This is a genomic window from Pseudomonas sp. PA27(2017) (assembly GCF_001945445.1).
Taxonomy (GTDB): domain Bacteria; phylum Pseudomonadota; class Gammaproteobacteria; order Pseudomonadales; family Pseudomonadaceae; genus Aquipseudomonas.
Map to the genome: position 1 here is coordinate 17,822 of NZ_MSXW01000018.1, position 17,159 is coordinate 34,980.

Annotated in this window: 9 protein-coding genes; 5 read left to right on the forward strand and 4 right to left on the reverse strand. The window is 62.2% G+C overall.

The genetic code is table 11. The features are described from left to right. Positions 1-2: 2 nt before the first annotated feature. Together BVH06_RS09595 and BVH06_RS09600 are read left to right on the forward strand one after the other, a co-directional pair. Positions 3-740 carry a tetratricopeptide repeat protein gene (locus tag BVH06_RS09595; protein WP_075933917.1) on the forward strand — a complete coding sequence of 246 codons (738 nt, stop codon included), beginning with the start codon at positions 3-5 and terminating at the stop codon, positions 738-740. 280 nt (positions 741-1,020) lie between these two features. Continuing rightward, the gene (locus tag BVH06_RS09600; RefSeq protein ID WP_075933918.1) at positions 1,021-2,784 is read left to right on the forward strand and encodes a cation:proton antiporter; all 1,764 of its coding nucleotides are present in this window, start codon (positions 1,021-1,023) and stop codon (positions 2,782-2,784) included. A 125-nt stretch (positions 2,785-2,909) separates the two neighbouring features. Here the strand turns inward: BVH06_RS09600 and BVH06_RS09605 are convergent, their stop codons facing one another. The 4 genes from BVH06_RS09605 to uvrD form a co-directional block, all read right to left on the reverse strand. Beyond that, a complete protein-coding gene (locus tag BVH06_RS09605) occupies positions 2,910-3,317 on the reverse strand; it encodes an SMI1/KNR4 family protein (RefSeq protein ID WP_075929092.1) in 408 nt (135 codons plus the stop codon). A 270-nt stretch (positions 3,318-3,587) separates the two neighbouring features. Then, on the reverse strand, positions 3,588-4,445 hold the full coding sequence (locus BVH06_RS09610) for a Tim44 domain-containing protein (RefSeq protein ID WP_075929093.1): 858 nt from the start codon (positions 4,443-4,445) through the stop codon (positions 3,588-3,590). A gap of 183 nt (positions 4,446-4,628) precedes the next feature. Beyond that, complete coding sequence (locus tag BVH06_RS09615; RefSeq protein WP_075929094.1) at positions 4,629-5,726, reverse strand: TRAP transporter substrate-binding protein; 1,098 nt, start codon at positions 5,724-5,726, stop codon at positions 4,629-4,631. A 208-nt stretch (positions 5,727-5,934) separates the two neighbouring features. Beyond that, the gene (gene uvrD, locus BVH06_RS09620; RefSeq protein ID WP_075933919.1) at positions 5,935-8,136 is read right to left on the reverse strand and encodes a DNA helicase II; all 2,202 of its coding nucleotides are present in this window, start codon (positions 8,134-8,136) and stop codon (positions 5,935-5,937) included. Between the two features lie 305 nt (positions 8,137-8,441). Here uvrD and BVH06_RS09625 point away from each other — a divergent pair, with 305 nt between their 5' ends. Genes BVH06_RS09625 through BVH06_RS25370 form a run of 3 tightly spaced genes read left to right on the forward strand, consistent with a single transcriptional unit; the run spans position 8,442 to position 17,066 of the window. After that, complete coding sequence (locus BVH06_RS09625) at positions 8,442-10,133, forward strand: ShlB/FhaC/HecB family hemolysin secretion/activation protein (protein WP_075933920.1); 1,692 nt, start codon at positions 8,442-8,444, stop codon at positions 10,131-10,133. A 26-nt stretch (positions 10,134-10,159) separates the two neighbouring features. Next, entirely contained in the window at positions 10,160-16,846 is a 6,687-nt protein-coding gene (locus BVH06_RS09630; RefSeq protein ID WP_075933921.1) for a DUF637 domain-containing protein, read from the forward strand. Continuing rightward, positions 16,836-17,066 (forward strand): hypothetical protein, encoded by a 231-nt coding sequence (locus tag BVH06_RS25370; protein ID WP_139315608.1) that lies wholly within the window; start codon positions 16,836-16,838, stop codon positions 17,064-17,066. Before BVH06_RS09630 ends, BVH06_RS25370 begins: the two co-directional genes overlap by 11 nt. Positions 17,067-17,159 lie beyond the last annotated feature (93 nt).

Here is a 17,159-nt window from a genome sequence, read left to right on the forward strand (position 1 = left end):
CCATGACGCGCTCCGTTATCTGCCTGGCCCTGCTGCCCCTGTTCGCCGGCATTGCCCAGGCCGCCCCCCAGCCTTGCGACAGCGTCAGCCTGTGCAACGCAGCCGGCACCGCGGCCTATCAGGCAGGCCGCTACGACGATGCCGCCGAAGCCTTCGAACGGCAGCTGCGGCGTGCCGAGCAGCAGGGTTCGGACAGCCTCGCGGCCCGTGAACTGGCGTTGAACAACCTGGTGGTGACCAGCCTGAGGCTCAAGCAGCCCGGCAAGGCCCGCGCCTGGCTGAACGTCGCCCTGGCCGATGGCATGCAGGGCACCGCCACGCGCAACAACCTGCGCTCGGTGGCCAGCGCCGTGGACTACCAGGCCCTGGGCGAGAGCATCGAAGGCCGCTATCTGCGCTATGCCGGCGCGGCGGTATGGAGCAGCCTGGACATCAGCCGCCAGCCGGATGGCAGCTTTCAGGCGATTTTTTCGCCCCTGCGTGCGGGCTTGAAGGTGGAGGAGTATGGCCCGGCGGCCATTGGCAACCTGCAGGGCGCGCTGCAGGGCGAGAAAGCCTACTTTCAGTTGGCATCGGCCAATCTGCCCAGCGGCTGTGCCGTCGAGCTGCTGCACGAGGGACTGGATATCCAGGTGCTGGAAGTCATCGACCAGCGCTGCCAGGAGTATGGTGGTGCGGGTATCAGCGTGGCCGGCAGCTACCTGAAGGTCAGTGCCGAGGCACAAGAGCCGATGCGCTGATCGCTTGCGTGGCATGCACGTTGTGTCTGCCTCTGGCAGGTGACCTCGAAGGGACGCCCAGCGTCTTTTCCGGATACCGCTGTAACGCGCACCACCTCGTGGTTTGCGGCAAATATTTCTGAATATTTCCGCGCCGCGACGCGTCGGGCGCGAATGTTAACCTGCGGTCAATATGGCCCAGCAAATGGGCTGATCTTCCCCATTCCAGCAGGCCCCAATGCGCCATCGAGCAACCGCCCGAGCGCGTTCGTGCCTGCCCAAAACAAGGAGCCGTTTCCTCATGCATGCCATCAGCTTCATCCAGGATCTAGCGGTGATCATGCTGGTAGCCGGCGTGGTTACCGTGCTGTTCCACCGCTTCAAGCAACCGGTGGTACTTGGCTACATCCTCGCCGGTTTCCTGATCGGCCCGCATACGCCGCCGTTCGGCCTGATCCACGATGAAGAGACCATCCGCACCCTGGCCGAGCTAGGGGTGATCTTCCTGATGTTCTGCCTGGGGCTGGAGTTCAGCCTGCGCAAGCTGTTCAACGTCGGTGCCACGGCGTTCATCGCCGCGTTCCTGGAAATCATCCTGATGATCTGGATCGGTTTCGAGATCGGCCGCTATTTCGGCTGGAGCACCATGGACTCGCTGTTCCTCGGCGCGATCCTGGCGATTTCCTCGACCACCATCATCATCAAGGCGCTCGGCGACCTGAAGATGAAGAACGAGCGCTTCGCCCAACTGATCTTTGGCGTACTGATCGTCGAGGACATCCTCGGCATCGGCATCATCGCGCTGCTGTCCGGTATCGCCCTGAGCGGCACGGTGGAGACCGGTGAAGTGTTCGCCACCGTCGGCAAGCTGTCGCTGTTCATGATCGTCGCACTGGTCATCGGCATCATCCTGGTGCCGCGCATCCTGGCCTACGTGGCCAAGTTCGAAAGCAACGAGATGCTCCTGGTGGCGGTGCTGGGCATGTGCTTCGGCTTCTGCCTGCTGGTGGTCAAGCTGGAATACAGCATGGTACTGGGCGCCTTCCTGATCGGTGCGATCATGGCCGAGTCGCGCCAACTGCTGCAGATCGAGCGCCTGATCGAGCCGGTACGTGACATGTTCAGCGCGATCTTCTTCGTTGCCATCGGCCTGCTGCTCGACCCCAACGTACTGATCGAATACGCCTGGCCGATCGCGGTGATCACCGTGGCGGTGATCGTCGGCAAGGTGCTGTCGTGCAGCGTCGGCTCGTTCATCGCCGGCAATGACGGGCGCACCTCGCTGCGGGTCGGCATGGGCCTGTCGCAGATCGGCGAGTTCTCGTTCATCATCGCCACCCTGGGCATGACCCTGCAGGTGACCAGCGACTTCCTGTACCCGGTGGCGGTGGCCGTGTCGGTGATCACCACCCTGACCACGCCCTACCTGATCCGCGCCGCCGACCCGCTGGCGGTGAGCCTTGGCAACGTGATGCCGCAGCGCGTGTCGCGGGTGTTCTCGCTGTACGGTGAGTGGCTGCGCAGCATCCAGCCGCAGGGGCAGGGCGCGGTACTGGCCGGCATGATCCGCAAGATCGTTCTGCAGGTGCTGGTCAACCTGGCCTTCGTGGTGGCGATCTTCCTGGGTATCGCCTTCTTCGCCGCGCAGATCGGTGCCTGGCTGGCCGAGTGGATCGACCAGGAAAACCTGCGCAAGGCGGTGATCTGGGGCGCCGCGCTGATTCTCTCGCTGCCATGCCTGATCGCTGCTTACCGCAAGATCAAGGCACTTTCCATGCTGCTCGCCGAAATGGGCGTGCGCCAGGAGAAGGCCGGCCGTCACACGGCGCGGGTGCGCAAGGTAATTTCCGAGGTGATTCCGCTGCTGTCGCTGGTCGGCATCATGGTGCTGCTCACCGCGCTGTCATCGAGCATCCTGCCGTCCAACGACATGCTGCTGCTGGTCGGTGTGGTCGCGGCTGGCGTGGTCGCCGTGCTGTGGCGCTGGTTCATCCGCGTGCACACGCGCCTGCAGATCGCTTTGTTCGAAACCCTCGACAAGCCCGACACACCGGGACATCACTGAAAACGACAAGGGCGCCAGAAGGCGCCCTTGTCGTATTGGTCGTAGCCTGCTGTTGAGCGAAGCGATACCCAGGACAGCATTGCCCGGGTATCGCTGTGCTCACCGAGCTACAAGGCTGGCCGGCATCACTCCTCCAGCCAGACTTCCCGCACCCAGTGCCACACCGAATCCCAGCTTTCGTCGGTGAGGTCTTCTTCCTCGCCGTCCCAGAGCAGGACGGTGCCATCCTGTTCGACGCAGTAGTAGTTGCCCTGGTCTTCGCAGATCGGTACCAGCTCGCGTGGTACGCCCAGGGACCATGCGACCGAAGCCACTTCGGGCAGATAAGTGTGCGATTGTGGGTCGGTCACGGTGACCGGCTCCAGGCGGCCGTACACCACGTCGCTGACCTTGAGCAGGAATTCGCGCAGCTCGAAGGGCAGGTTGATGAGGATCTGCTCCTCGATCTCCACCAGCAGTTCTTCCTCGGGCAGCTCCAGCGGTACCGGCACCGGCTCGTTCAATTCACGCAGTTGTTCGATGACTTCTTCCACGGCGGCTCCACCTGAGTCTGGCGATTCTCATCAGATTCCGGAGCGCACGACGCAGACGCAGGCCTGCTGGCCGCGGCTGCACTGCTGCTCCTCGATAACGCAGCTTTTTACGCTGAATGGAAGGCCGTCACAAGCAGCCAGGGGCAAAAGGCCATATGGGCTTGTAACTGCGCTTGCAGCGCATTGAGTCAGCCGGGTGCCTGGAGGTTCCGAAAAAACGCTGCAAAAAAGAAACCCGGGCAAGCCCGGGTTCTTTCAGTGCGTGTGGGATCAGCCGTTCTGGCGGATACCGGCGACCAGCCAAGGCTGGTTCTCGCCAACGGCACGCTCCAGGCGCCAGCTTTCGCTGAAGGCTTCGCCTTGGTCGAAGCGCGAAGTCTTCGAAACACCGCTGAAAGTCAGGGTGGCGATGGTCTTGTCGGCGTGATCGTCGACACCGTCCAGCTGCACGTCGAGGTTGTCGATGTAGGTGGACTGGAAGCCGTCACCCAGGTCGGCGCGCTCGCGCTTGAGGAACTCCAGCAGTTGCGGGGTCACGAACTCGGCGATCTTGTCCATCTCGTTCGCATCCCAGTGCTGCTGCAGGCTCAGGAAGTGCTCGCGACCGGCGTTGACGAAGTTTTCCTCGTTGAACCAGGCAGGTGCGTTGATCACCGGCTTGATCGCCGCGGTGCTGCTGCCACCGAAGATCGACGGCTGAGCCGGCTGCGGCTGGCCATGGGCCTCACGCTGGAACGGAGCACCACCGGCAGCGGCGACGTTCGGCTGCTGCTTCTGGCGACGTGCGGCCAGGAAGCGGAACAACAGGAAGGCGATCAGGCCGAAAATCAGCATATCCATGATCTGCAGGCCTTCGAAGCCGTCACCCATGAACATGGAGGCCAGCAGGCCACCGGCGGCCAGGCCGGCCAGCGGGCCGAGCCAACGCGAAGCACCGCTGGCGGCAGCAGGCGTGCGGCCCGGGGCAGCGGCATTGGCATTAGGTTGGGATGGCGGCGTGGCCTGCCGGGTCTGGTGGCTCGGCGCGGCGCCAAAGGATTTGCCGCCGCCCATACGCTTGGCGTCGGCAGTCAGGCTGAAGGACAGGCCCAGGCAGATTACCAGGGCGATGCTGAGGAAACGCTGCATTATCGGTTTTCTCTCGGTTATTGAAACACTGTTAGACATCTTGCCCGTGGCGGGTGGGCATGACCAGCAACAGAATGTTTCGAGCTTTTGCCCAGCGAAACGGTTCGCGCTACGCCAGGTCAATGAAAATGGGAGGTGAAACGGAACCCGCAGGCTCCGTTTCACTGCACATCCGCTGACACCTCAGCGCCAGTTGTACAGTTCCTTCTCGGTCACTTCGCCCACCGGCGTGGCTTCGTCCTGGAACGTTTTCATCGATTTCCAGATGCGGCCGTTGAGCTCGTTTTGGCCAGCCAGGTCTTCGAGTACGGTCTGCGACTCGCGCTTCATTGCCGCCAGTACTTCGTCGGGGAAGCGCTTGATCGTAACGCCCTGTTCCTTCAACTGCGCCAGGGACTTGGCGTTGTGGAAGACGTAGTCGTCCATCATGTCCAGGGTCGCGGCGCGGGCGGCTTCGACGACGATGGCCTGCAGGTCGGCCGGCAAGCTGTCGAAGGCTTTCTGGTTGACCATCGATTCGACCACCGCCTGTGGCTCCTGCCAGCCCGGGAAGTAGTAGTACTTGGCCGCTTTATGCAGACCAAAGGCCAGGTCGTTGTAAGGGCTGACCCAGTCGGTGGCATCGATCACGTGGGTCTGCAGTGCGGTGAAGATTTCGCCGCCAGGCAGGTTGACGGTGATCGCGCCGAGTTTGGTCCACACCTCGCCACCCAGGCCCGGCATGCGGATCTTCAGGCCCTTGATGTCGTCCAGCGAATTGATTTCCTTGTTGTACCAGCCGCCCATCTGCATGGTGGTGTTACCCGCCGACAGGGGCTTCACGCCGTAGGGCGCGTAGGTTTCGTCCCACAGGGCCTGGCCACCGCCCTTGCTCAGCCAGGCGTTCATTTCCAGGGTCGACAGGCCGAACGGCACCGAGGAGAAGAACTGCGCCGCCGGCACCTTGCCTTTCCAGTAGTACGGCGTGCCATGGCCCATCTCGGCGGTGCCGCGGGACACCGCGTCGAACACTTCCAGGGCGGGAACCAGCTCGCCGGCGGCGTAGACCTTGACGGTCAGGCGCCCAGCGCTCATGGCATTGATGCGTTCGGCCAGACGTTCGGCGCCAGTACCCAGGCCCGGGTAGTTCTTCGGCCAGGAGGTGACCATCTTCCAGTGGAAGGTTTCGGCTTTGGCAGCGGCGGCGCTGCCTTGCCCGGCGGGTGTTTCTTCCTTGCAGCCGGCCAGGCCGATGGCAGCGAACAGCGCCATCGCGGCGCCGAACAGATTGCGGCGGTTCATGGTGTTCTCCCTTGAGTGTCGAGCAGCGTGCCCGTTTTTTATTAAAAGATTCGCGCCAAGATTTCAGGGAGTCTTCTCAAAGGCTTGCGAGCTAGAGCACTGCAAGGCGAAATCAGGCGAGGAAGCGGAGTGTACTTTTGTACATGAGCATTCCGAGTCTGATTTCAACGCAGCAGGGCCGACGCGCAGCTGCCTTTGAACAGGCTCCTTAGATAGCTTCGAGCTTGGCGTACGCCAGCATCAGCCACTTGCTGCCTTCGCTTTCGAAGTTCACCTGCACCCGCGCCTGGGGCCCCGAGCCCTCGAAGTTGAGGATGGTGCCTTCGCCGAACAGCGAGTGCTGCACACGTTGGCCGAGGTTGAACGGCGTGTCCGGCACGGCGCTGCCAGCGAACAGGCTGCTGCCGCTCATGCTGCGGCTGCCACTGCCGTACGGGCGGCTGACGCTGTTGGACAGGCGTACTTCCTGCACCAGATGTGGCGGCACTTCGCGCACGAAGCGCGAAACCTTGTTGTAAGTCTCGTTGCCGTACAGGCGGCGAGTTTCCGCGTAGCTGATCACCAGGTTGCGCATGGCCCGGGTGATACCCACGTAGGCCAGGCGGCGTTCCTCTTCCAGGCGGCCGGGTTCTTCAAGGCTCATCTTGTGGGGAAACAGGCCTTCTTCCATGCCCACCAGGAACACCCGCGGGAACTCCAGGCCCTTGGCGCTGTGCAGGGTCATCATCTGCACGCTGTCTTCATGTTCGGCGGCCTGGGTGTCGCCGGCTTCCAGCGAAGCGTGATCGAGGAAGGCCGCCAGCGGCGTTTGCGCGTCGTCACCTTCCTCGCCTTCGTAGGAGTCGAAGGCACGGGCGGCGGACACCAGTTCCTCGAGGTTTTCCACGCGAGCCTGGGCCTTCTCGCCCTTCTCGTCGCGGTGATAGGCGAGCAAGCCGGATTGCTCGATCACCAGTTGCGCGGTGCTGTGCAATTGCAGGCCCTCGACCTTCAGGGCCAGGGTGTCGATCAGCTCGACGAAGCCGTTCAGTGCACTGGCGGCGCGGCCGGCGATCACCTTGGTGCCGACCGCTTCGTGCAGCGCGGCCCACATCGACAGGTCGTTGGCGCGGGCGAACTGGCGCAGGGTTTCCACCGTCTTCTCGCCGATACCGCGGGCTGGCACGTTGATGACCCGCTCCAGTGCCGCATCGTTGCCGCGCTGGTGGATCAGGCGCAGGTAGGCCATGGCGTTCTTGATTTCCGCGCGTTCGAAGAAGCGCTGGCCGCCGTAGATGCGGTAGGGAATCTTCTCGCGCAGCAGGGCCTCTTCCAGCACCCGCGACTGGGCGTTGGAGCGGTAGAGGATGGCGATGTCGCTACGCCGCAGGCCGTCCTTGCGCAGGGCGTCCTCGATGGTCTCGACCACGTAGCGCGCTTCGTCGTGTTCGTTGAAGGCGGCGTACAGGCTGATCAGCTCGCCATCGCCGACATCGGTACGCAGCTCCTTGCCCAGGCGCCCCTGGTTGTTGGCGATCAGTGCGTTGGCAGCGTTGAGGATGTTCGCCGTGGAGCGGTAGTTCTGCTCCAGGCGGATGATCTCGGCGTCGGCGAAGTCGCTGTCGAACTGCTGGATGTTCTCGATCTTCGCGCCGCGCCAGCCGTAGATCGACTGGTCGTCGTCGCCCACCACCATCAGGCTTTCGCCGCCCATGGCGAGAAAGCGCAGCCAGGCGTACTGCACGGCGTTGGTGTCCTGGAATTCGTCGACCAGGATGTGCCGGAAGCGCTTCTGGTAATGCGCCAGGAGGCCGGCGTTGTTGCGCCACAGGTCGAGGGCGCGCAGCAGCAGCTCGGCGAAGTCGATCACGCCGGCTCGGGCGCAGGCCGCCTCGTAGGCTTCGTAGATGCTGCGCATGGTGGCCAGGAACAGGTCGCCACTGGCCTGGATGCCGGCCGGGCGAATGCCTTCGTCCTTCTGGCCGTTGATGAACCACTGCGCCTGCTTGGCCGGCCAGCGCTGCTCATCCAGGCCCAGCTCGCGGATCACCCGCTTGATCAGCCGTTGCTGGTCGTCGGAATCGAGAATCTGGAAGTTCTCGACCAGCCCGGCTTCCTGCCAGTGGGCTCGCAGCAGGCGGTGCGCCAGGCCGTGGAAGGTGCCGACCCACATGCCCGCCGGGCTTTGCCCGAGCACGTCCTCGATGCGATGACGCATCTCTGCCGCCGCCTTGTTGGTGAAGGTCACCGACAGGATGCTGTGCGGCGAGACGTCCAGGCGCTGGATCAGAAAGGCGATGCGGTGCACCAGCACGCGGGTCTTGCCGGAGCCGGCACCGGCCAGCACCAGTTGATGACCGGGCGGCGTGGTGACCGCATGGTGCTGGGCTGGGTTGAGAGAGGCGAGTCGCTGATCGAGGTCATTTTGCATCGCGGCATTCTAGGGGGGCGGGGCAGGATGGGCAACGCTGGTGACGGTGAGGTCGACAGCTGTCGATGCAAGCCGCTGGAGACTGCGATCAGTGCGCCGGCAGATTGCCCCGAGCTTTAAGAAGCAGCTCGAACAGTAGAACGAAGAACATCGAGATTGAAGCGCCTGGTGCAATCCATTTGCCAGCCAATCGCCATTTTTATGCCATACAAAATGACCGTTCAGCGGTTTTTTGACGCGTGCGGGAACCCACCCGGCATGAGCCCGTCGTAGCGACGAACGAGTTTTACCACGGGTAGGGATGCATGGTTGTACGCAACGGAGCTGCGGTTGTAGGGTTTTGTCTGGCTGTTTTTCCTGTTCTGGCGTTCGCTCAGAGTCCTGGTGAACGCGAGCTGTACCGCGACAGGCAGGAGCGTTTGCTGCAAGAGCAGCAGCAACGGTTGCAAGAGCTGCAACAGCTCCCGGGCCGTGAGGCGCAACAGCCTGCCGAGCCTGTCGCGGATGACGAACGCTGTTTCGCCATCGACTATATCGAGATAAGTGGTGCCACCCTGTTGTCCGAGGCCGACCGCGCCGCGATCCTCGCGCCTTTCGCTGACGACTGCCTGGGCGTCAGCCAGCTCAACGCGCTGCTCAAGGCCATTACCAATCACTACATCGACCGCGGCTATGTCACCACGCGCGCCTATCTGCCCCAGCAGGATCTGTCTGCCCGTACCCTGAAGATCACCGTGGTCGAAGGCCGCCTCGAAGGTCTCGACAGTTCCGCCCTGGCAAGCGACCGTGAGCTGGCCATGAGCTTTCCCGGCAAGACCGGCGAGGTACTCGACCTGCGCGAGTTGGAACAGCTGGTCGAGAATCTCAACCGCCTGCCATCGCGTTTCGCCAAGCTGGAGCTGGTGCCCGGCGAGCAGGTCGGTGGCAGCCGTGTGCAGTTGCAGGGCGAGCGTAGCAAGCCGTGGCGCGCCAGCCTGTCGCGCCATAACGACGGCCAGCGCAGCACCGGCGAACAGCAGTGGGGCGTCGGCCTGGACTGGGACAGCCCGCTGGGCCTGGCCGACCAGTTGAGCCTGCGCGCTAGCCGCGATGCGGTCAGCGACAGCTATCGCCATTCGCATAGCCAGAGCCTCTACTACAGCCTGCCTTATGGCTGGTGGACCTTCAGCTACAACTACGGCCAGTCCTACTACCGCACCACCGCCGACCTCAACGGCTTTCCGGTAGAGACCGATGGCGACTACCAGAGCCATAGCCTGCGGGCCGAACGGGTGCTGCACCGCGACAGCGTCAGCAAGACCGCCTTCAGCACCGGCCTGAGCCACATTCGCAGCAACAACTTCATCGAAGACAACCGCCTGGAGTTTTCCAGCAACCGCCTCAGCGAATGGCAGCTGGGCTTCAACCATGGCCGGCGGGTGGGCAGCGCCTTCGTCAACGCCGACATCGGTTGGCAGCGCGGTATCGGTGCTTTCGACGCCCAGGGCAACGGCCATCCCCATGGCCAGGATCCGGTTGCCCGCTACAACAAATACACCCTCACCTTGAGTTACCTGCAGCCCTTCAATCTGGGTGGCGAGCGCTTCAGTTTCGAGAGTTTGGCCACTGGCCAGAAGAGTGAAGACCAGCTGTTCAGCCCAGCACGTATCAGCGTTGGTGGCCTCAACTCGGTGCGGGCCTACAAGGATCAATCGCTGTCTGGTAATAGCGGCGGCTACTGGCGCAACCAGCTGCGCTGGACCCGACCGGTCACCTGGGAGCCGTTGCAGCCTTTCGTGCAGCAGTACGGCGCTGCGCTGGCCTATGACGTTGGCGTGATCAGCCATGACAGCCACAACAGTGGCGCCAGCGGTCGCCTGAGCGGCCATGCCCTGGAGCTCAGCGCCCGCGGCGAGCACCTGGCCGCCTCGGTGACCTTCGCCCATTCCCTGGAGCGCCCCGACGCCTTCACCGAGGGTGAACGACCGGTGTACTTCCGCCTCGATGTGTTCTTCTGATTTCAACGCGTAACGGAGTTATCCACATGGACGTTCGCAGCCCACTGAACCGTGCCATCGCCCGCGTACTCATCGGCGTCATGCTGTTCGACCCGGTCAAGTCGCTGGCCGCCGACCTCGCAGTCGACGCTACCGCTGGTGGCAACACCAGCATCGGCCAGGCCGGCAACGGCGTACCCGTGGTGAACATCGCCACGCCCAACGGCAGCGGCCTGTCGCACAACAAATTCACCGACTACAACGTCGACCAGCAGGGCCTGATCCTCAATAACGGCGCCCAGGCTTTCGTACCGAGCCAGTTGGGCGGCTACATCAAGGGCAATCCGAACCTGCAGGGCGGCGCCGCGGGCGTTATCCTCAATGAGGTGACGGGCAGCAACCGCAGCCAGCTCAAGGGCTATACCGAGGTGGCCGGGCAGGGCGCCCATGTCATCGTCGCCAACCCGCACGGCATCACCTGCGATGGTTGCGGTTTCATCAACACGCCGCGCGCGACCCTGAGCACCGGTGCGCCGCAGATCGAGGATGGCCGTCTCAAAGGCTTCGATGTCGATGGCGGCGATATCGCCATCGAAGGCGCCGGCCTCAACGCCAGCAACGTCGACCAATTCGACCTGATCACCCGCACCGCCAAGATCAACGCTGATATCCATGCCAAGCGCCTGAACATCATTGCCGGCCGCAACGAGGTGGACGTTGCCACTCTGCAGGCCACGGCCAAGGCCGACGATGGCAGCGACAAGCCCCAGGTGGCCATCGACAGCTCCGCCCTGGGCGGTATGTACGCCGGCGCCATTCGCCTGGTTGGCACCGAGAAGGGCGTCGGCGTGAATCTTGCCGGCGACATGGCGGCCACCGCCGGTGATATCCAGATCGATGCCAGCGGCCAGCTGACCATGAACCGCAGCGCCGCCAGCGGTAACACCACTCTGGTAGCCGGCAGCGTCGACCTCAAGGGCGATACCTACGCCGGCGGCACTGCCCGTGTCGAGGCCAGGCAGGTGGATGTGCGCGAAAGCCTCGCCGCCGGTGAGCAGGTCAGGGTGCAGGCCGAGCGCCTGAACAATGCCGGTGCCATCGAGGCCGGCGTGCGCGCCGATGGCAGCACCAACAGCGCCGGGCATTTGCAGTTGAACGGCGGCGGCGTGCGCAACGAGGGCCAGCTCGTCAGCCATGGCAGCCTGAATACCGACCTGCAAACACTCGACAACGCCGATGGCCAGATCGCCGCGGCAGGTAGCGCCACGCTCAAGGCCAAGGAGCTCGACAACCAGAAGGGCCAGGTTGTCGCCCAGGGCAAGCTGAACCTGGACACCGACACGCTGGACAACCGCCAAGGCAGCGCCCTGGCGGGCCAGGCCATGGCCATCCAGGCCGAGGCTGTGGATAACCAAGCCGGCACCCTGGCAGCCGGCGGTGCCATCACCGCGAAGGTCACCAACGCGCTGAACAACGACGACGGCCTGGTGGAGGCCGGCGGTCATCTCGATGTGCAAGCCGATAGCCTGAGCAATGCCAGGGGCCGCCTGCGTGCCCTGGGAAGCAGCGGTGAGAGCCGCTTCGCCATCGGCACCATGCTGAATAACGACGGCGGTGTGCTGGAGGTGGCCAGCGCGGCACTGACTTTCGACACGCCGGCCCTGAGCAACAAGGGCGGCGTGGTGCGTCATCTCGGCAGCGCCGGCCTGGGCCTGGACATGCAGCTGCTTGGCCAGGCCGGCGGTGAATTCATCACCAACAGCGCAATGAGCCTGAGCGCCGAGGAATGGGTCAACGACAGCCTGCTGCAGGCCGCCTCCATCACCCTGGATATCGATCGCCTGACCCAGACCGCTGGCGGCGGCCTGCTGGCGGTCAACAGCCTCAGCACCATAGGCGACAGCTGGATCAACGATGGCCGTATCGAAACCAACGGCAACCTCGATCTGCGTTTGAGCGGTGATTACCGCGGCAACGGCAGCCTGCTGGCGCTCGGCAACATTGACCTGCAGGCCGACAACATTGCCTTCGGCACTGACGCCGAGGTCAGTAGCGGTGGCTTTGGTCGTCTGACGGCGCTAGGTGAGCTGGTCAGCCAGGGGCGCATGACCGCTGCTGCCTGGCTGAGCATGGCCGCCGAGAAAATCGACAACCGCGGCACCCTCGGCGCCGGTGGCGACCTGCTGCTGCAGGCGGGTAGCATACGCAACGATGGCGGGCTGATATTCAGCGGCGGCAACCTGCAACTGCTGGCTGATCGGTTTACCAATCGTCTCGCGGCGCTCTACAGCCTGGGCAGCCTGAGCATCGCCAGGGACGCCCAGGGCAGCCTCGCCAGCCTGATCGAAAACCGCTCCGGCACCATCGACAGCGCGGGCGACATGAGCCTGCGCGCCGCGATCATCGCCAACGTACGCGACGAGTTGCAAACCGAACAAGGCAAATACGACGCGGTATTCACCGAACTGGCCTGCCGTGGCCCCTACAACCCCGCAGGCGACTGCGACCTGGGCAGCAACGGGCGCAAGGTCGGGGTCTGGCAGCTCGATGAGTACGATCGGTTGATCGTCACCGCCGACAGCGGCGCGTCGCATATCACAGCCGGCGGTTCGCTTAACGTGCTGGGCGACCGTCTGACCAATAGCAGCAGCACCATCGCCGCGGCTGGCGACCTGCAGATGCAGCTTGGCAGCCTGGACAACATTGGCGTGGAAACCAGTGAGGTGCACACCACGCGGGTATTGGTATCCGGCCGCAAGCCGAGCTACTGGTTCTACCGCGGCCTGGTGTATGGCTTCAACGCCGACCATGCCGGCTCGCGCAACCTCGGCTCGCTGGAATCCGACCTCAATCGGGTAGTCGGCGCCATGGAGCGTGAATACCTCCCTGCCAACAAGGTCGAGCGCGTGAGCGTCGATGGGCAGACCTATGCCGCCGTCATCCAGAGTGGCGGCGACATCAACGTCAATACCCGCGACGATTTCGACAGCCGTGTTATCCGCAGCAGTTACGCATACGTCGGCGGCGGCACCCGGGTCGACACCAGCACGCCCGGCAGCGATATCGCCACCGCCATCACCCTCAACCCGCAGCTGCCGCCAGACCTAGCCCAGAAGGCGGTCGACCCGCTCGGCCTGCCGAGCTTCAAACTGCCCACTGGCCAGAACGGCCTGTTCAGCCTCAGCACCAATCCCGACCACCGCTACCTGATCGAGACCGATCCGGCGTTCGCCGAGCTGGGCAACTTCCTCAATTCCAGCTACCTGCTCGATCAACTGAACTACGACCCCGATCACGCGCAGAAACTGCTCGGCGACGGTCTCGTTGAGCAGCGGCTGATCCGCGATGCGGTGCTGGCCCGCACCGGCCAGCGCTTCCTGGCCGGGCTGAGCAGCGACGAAGCGCAGTTCCGCTACCTGATGGACAACGCCATCGCGAGCCAGGATGCCTTGCAGCTGTCCGTCGGCGTCGGGCTTTCCGCCGAGCAGGTCGCCGCGCTGACCCACGACATCGTGTGGATGGAAGAGCGCGAAGTGAGCGGCCAGAAGGTGTTGGCGCCCGTGCTCTACCTCGCCCAGGCCGACGGTCGTCTGGCGCCCAATGGCGCGCTGATTCAAGGCCGCGACCTGACCCTGATCAGTGGCGGCGGCCTGAGCAACGCAGGCACCCTGCGCGCCACTGCCAACCTGGGCATTCAGGCCGAGTCCATCGGCAACAGCGGGCTGATGCAGGCGAACCAGCGCCTGCAACTGCTGGCCACCGATAGCATCCGCAACGCCAAGGGCGGCATCATTGCTGGCCGCGACGTCAGCCTGCAGGCCGGCAACGACATCCTCAACGAGCGCAGCGTCGCCACCCACCAGTCCGCCAGCGGCAAGGCCTATGAGCACCAGCGGCAGATGGCCGACAGCGCCGCACGGATCGAGGCCGAAGGTGACCTGAGCATGGTGGCCGGGCGCGACCTGCTCAATGTCGGCGGCGCACTCTCCGCAGGCGGCAATGCCACGCTGCAGGCCGGCCAGGATTTGCTGCTTGCCAGTCAGCAAACCGAGAACAGCACCTCGCGCTACCAGAACGCGCGCAATTACAGCATTCGCCAGCAGATCGACCAGTACGGCAGCGACGTACAAGTCGGCGGTGACCTGCAGGCCGCTGCCACGCGAGACATGGCCATTGTCGGCAGCCAGGTTGCGGCAGAGGGCGACATGGCCCTGCAGGCCGGTGGCAGCATGACCATCGCTTCCGCTGCCAATGAGTACCACTACGACGCCAAGCGCAAAGGCGGCGGCAAGAAGGTCGAGGCCGTACAGGATAGCGTCACCCAGATCGCCAGCGAGCTGAGCGCTGGCGGTGACTTCCGTGCGGTGTCCGGCCAGGACATGAACCTGAGCGCCAGCCGCATCGACGCGGATGGTTCTGCCTACCTCTACAGCGGCGGGCAACTCAACCTGCTGGCCGCGCAGAACAGCGACTACTCGCTCTACGACAAACAGTCCAAAGGCTCCTTCGGCGCCAAGGCCACGCGCCGTGACGAAGTCACCACCATCCGCCACATCGGCACCGAGATCACCACCGGCAGCGACCTGACCCTGTCCAGCGCCGGCGACCAGTTGTACCAGCGCGCGCGCCTCGATAGTGGCGCCGACCTGAACCTGCAGAGTGGCGGTGGCATCACTTTCGAAGGTGTGAAGGACCTCGACCAGAAGAGCCACGAGAAGAGCAGCAACAGCCTGGTGTGGACCTCCACCAAAGGCAAAGGCACCACCGACGAAACCCTGCTGCAGACCCAGATGATCGCCCAGGGCGAAATCGCCATCAAAGCGGTGGAAGGCCTGAACATCGACATCAAGGACGTCGACCAGCAAACCGTCACCCAGACCATCGATGCGATGGCCGAAGCCGACCCGCAACTGGCCTGGCTCAAAGCCGCCGAAGAGCGCGGCGACGTCGACTGGCACCGCGTGAAGGAGATTCACGACAGCTTCAAGTACAGCCATTCGGGGTTGGGTGGGGCGGCAATGATGGTAATTGCCATCATCGTGGCTTACTTCACAGCAGGCGCCGCTAGCGGGCTGATTGGAAGTGCAGCAGGTGCTACGGCGGGATCCGGAACCGCCATGGCTGCAGCCGGCACGGCTAGTGCTTCAGCGGTAGCCGGCGGTGCAGCAGTAGGCTCAACGGCTGCTGCAGGTTGGGCGAACGTGGCGCTTACTGCAGTCGCAACATCCGCAGCCAGCGGTGCTGCCATCAGTACTGTGAACAACCGGGGCAACCTCGACGCAGTTTTTAAGGACGTCACCTCCAGCGATGCATTGAAAGGCTACATGGTGGCGGGAGCGACCGCAGGTCTGACGGCGGGTCTTTATGACAGTTGGACAGGCACGGAGACAACCAACACCAGCACCAGCAATGCGGTCGGCGCAAATACGCCGCTGAGTAACTCCGGCACCGTAAGTGTTGCGAACTCGGGATCAAGTTTGAGCACCTGGTCGGGAGTCGGCAGATTCGCGGCTAACCAAGCCCTGCAGAACAGCACCTCTGCCGCCCTGAGCAAACTCGTCGGTCAGGACGGCAGCTTTAGCGACGCATTGCAGAGCACCTTGGCTAATACCTTTACGGCAGCTGGTTTCAACTGGGTTGGAGATGTTACCGCGCCTGGCGGCAAGTTAGAGATGAAAGATGGAACTCTCACGAAGGCTGGGTTACATGCCGTTATGGGTGGTCTTGCCGCTGAAGCCATGGGTAGCGACTTTAAAACCGGTGCGTTAGCGGCAGGTGTGAATGAATTGCTTGCGGAGAAGCTGGCTGGGCAATATGGAAAGATGCAGCCTGACGAAAAGCAGCGACTACTGGTTATGAACTCGCAGTTAATTGGAGTGATGACCGCTGGATTGCAAGGCGGCGATGTAAAAGACATGCAGGTGGCCTCTGCCGTGACAGGAAGTGCTACCAATTACAATCGCGGATTACATATTCAGGAGTGGAATGCCATCGCCGAAGAGTTGAGTCATGGTGATTTCGAAGATGAAAAGTTAATACGTGCGGCGTGTTATGAGGTTAAGTGCTGGGCTGAATATGTACCTGGTAGTAAAGATTACAACGAAAAATTCGTAAGTGACCTCGAAGCGTCTTATCTAGGTGGTGAATTAAGCTGGGTCAGAGCAAAGAAATATGATGGGTTATTTGAATACTCTTGGATCGACAAGGCGTACGACTTTGGAAGTGGGCATGTAGCTCCCGTTGCCAGTAATAGTCTTTTGTTAGCGGGTGGAGGAGCGGCTGCCTTAGGGGGTGGGGGAATATGCACTACTGGGTGGGGCTGTGTGGTCGGAAGCGGCATGGTTGGTATAGGCCTTAGTAATGTTTATGAAGGTGCGAGTGGTTTGGCAAGCTATGTAAATAGTACTGGTGGTCAGGGTTTTAATCCTGGCCGTTATGCCGCAGAAATAGTGTCTCCCCAATATGGTGCGTTGATATATTCAGGAGCTGATATCGCAACCTCTTTATTAGGTGCAACAGTGAGAGTTCCATTGGCTATGGGTGTTAAGGATGGTTTGGGCCGGCCAAATTCAATATTTGGTGTGATGGAACGCCAGCTAGACAATCCGACACTTGTGCCTATTATTGGATCCAAGCTACCTGCATACACCACTGAAGGAATTTTTCTGCTAGATGCCGGTGGTAAAACAATAGACTTCTATAAAAGATATGGTGACAGCAGTAATGAAAAATAAGCGGTTAATCACAGGTCGAGCAATCTGGGAATTATTTGTGGTTCTGCTGATGATTGCTTTTATGTCTACATTTTGGAGTCTAGTGGCTGTAGGCATAATAAGATTATTTTTTGAGTTAAGCGAGCGTGTCGCAGTTTTATATGTCGGTGGCGGGTTTTTTTTAGGGCTGTTTTTGTTAGGTGTGTGGAATTATAAAAAAATAGCTATATACGTTAAATGATAAAGGCGAGAGCGTAGGTAAAAGTGAGAAACGGGGCAGATTTATTTTTGGCTTAGGCTGAATAAATAAATCTGTCCCCTTTTTTGTGAGAGG

Coding starts and splice junctions, on each gene's coding strand:
- uvrD (WP_075933919.1), bottom strand. CDS start 8,136: ATGCAAAATGACCTCGATCAGCGACTCGCCTCTCTCAACCCAGCCCAG.
- BVH06_RS09610 (WP_075929093.1), bottom strand. CDS start 4,445: ATGCAGCGTTTCCTCAGCATCGCCCTGGTAATCTGCCTGGGCCTGTCC.
- BVH06_RS09625 (WP_075933920.1), top strand. CDS start 8,442: ATGGTTGTACGCAACGGAGCTGCGGTTGTAGGGTTTTGTCTGGCTGTT.
- BVH06_RS09595 (WP_075933917.1), top strand. CDS start 3: ATGACGCGCTCCGTTATCTGCCTGGCCCTGCTGCCCCTGTTCGCCGGC.
- BVH06_RS09615 (WP_075929094.1), bottom strand. CDS start 5,726: ATGAACCGCCGCAATCTGTTCGGCGCCGCGATGGCGCTGTTCGCTGCC.
- BVH06_RS09630 (WP_075933921.1), top strand. CDS start 10,160: ATGGACGTTCGCAGCCCACTGAACCGTGCCATCGCCCGCGTACTCATC.
- BVH06_RS25370 (WP_139315608.1), top strand. CDS start 16,836: ATGAAAAATAAGCGGTTAATCACAGGTCGAGCAATCTGGGAATTATTT.
- BVH06_RS09600 (WP_075933918.1), top strand. CDS start 1,021: ATGCATGCCATCAGCTTCATCCAGGATCTAGCGGTGATCATGCTGGTA.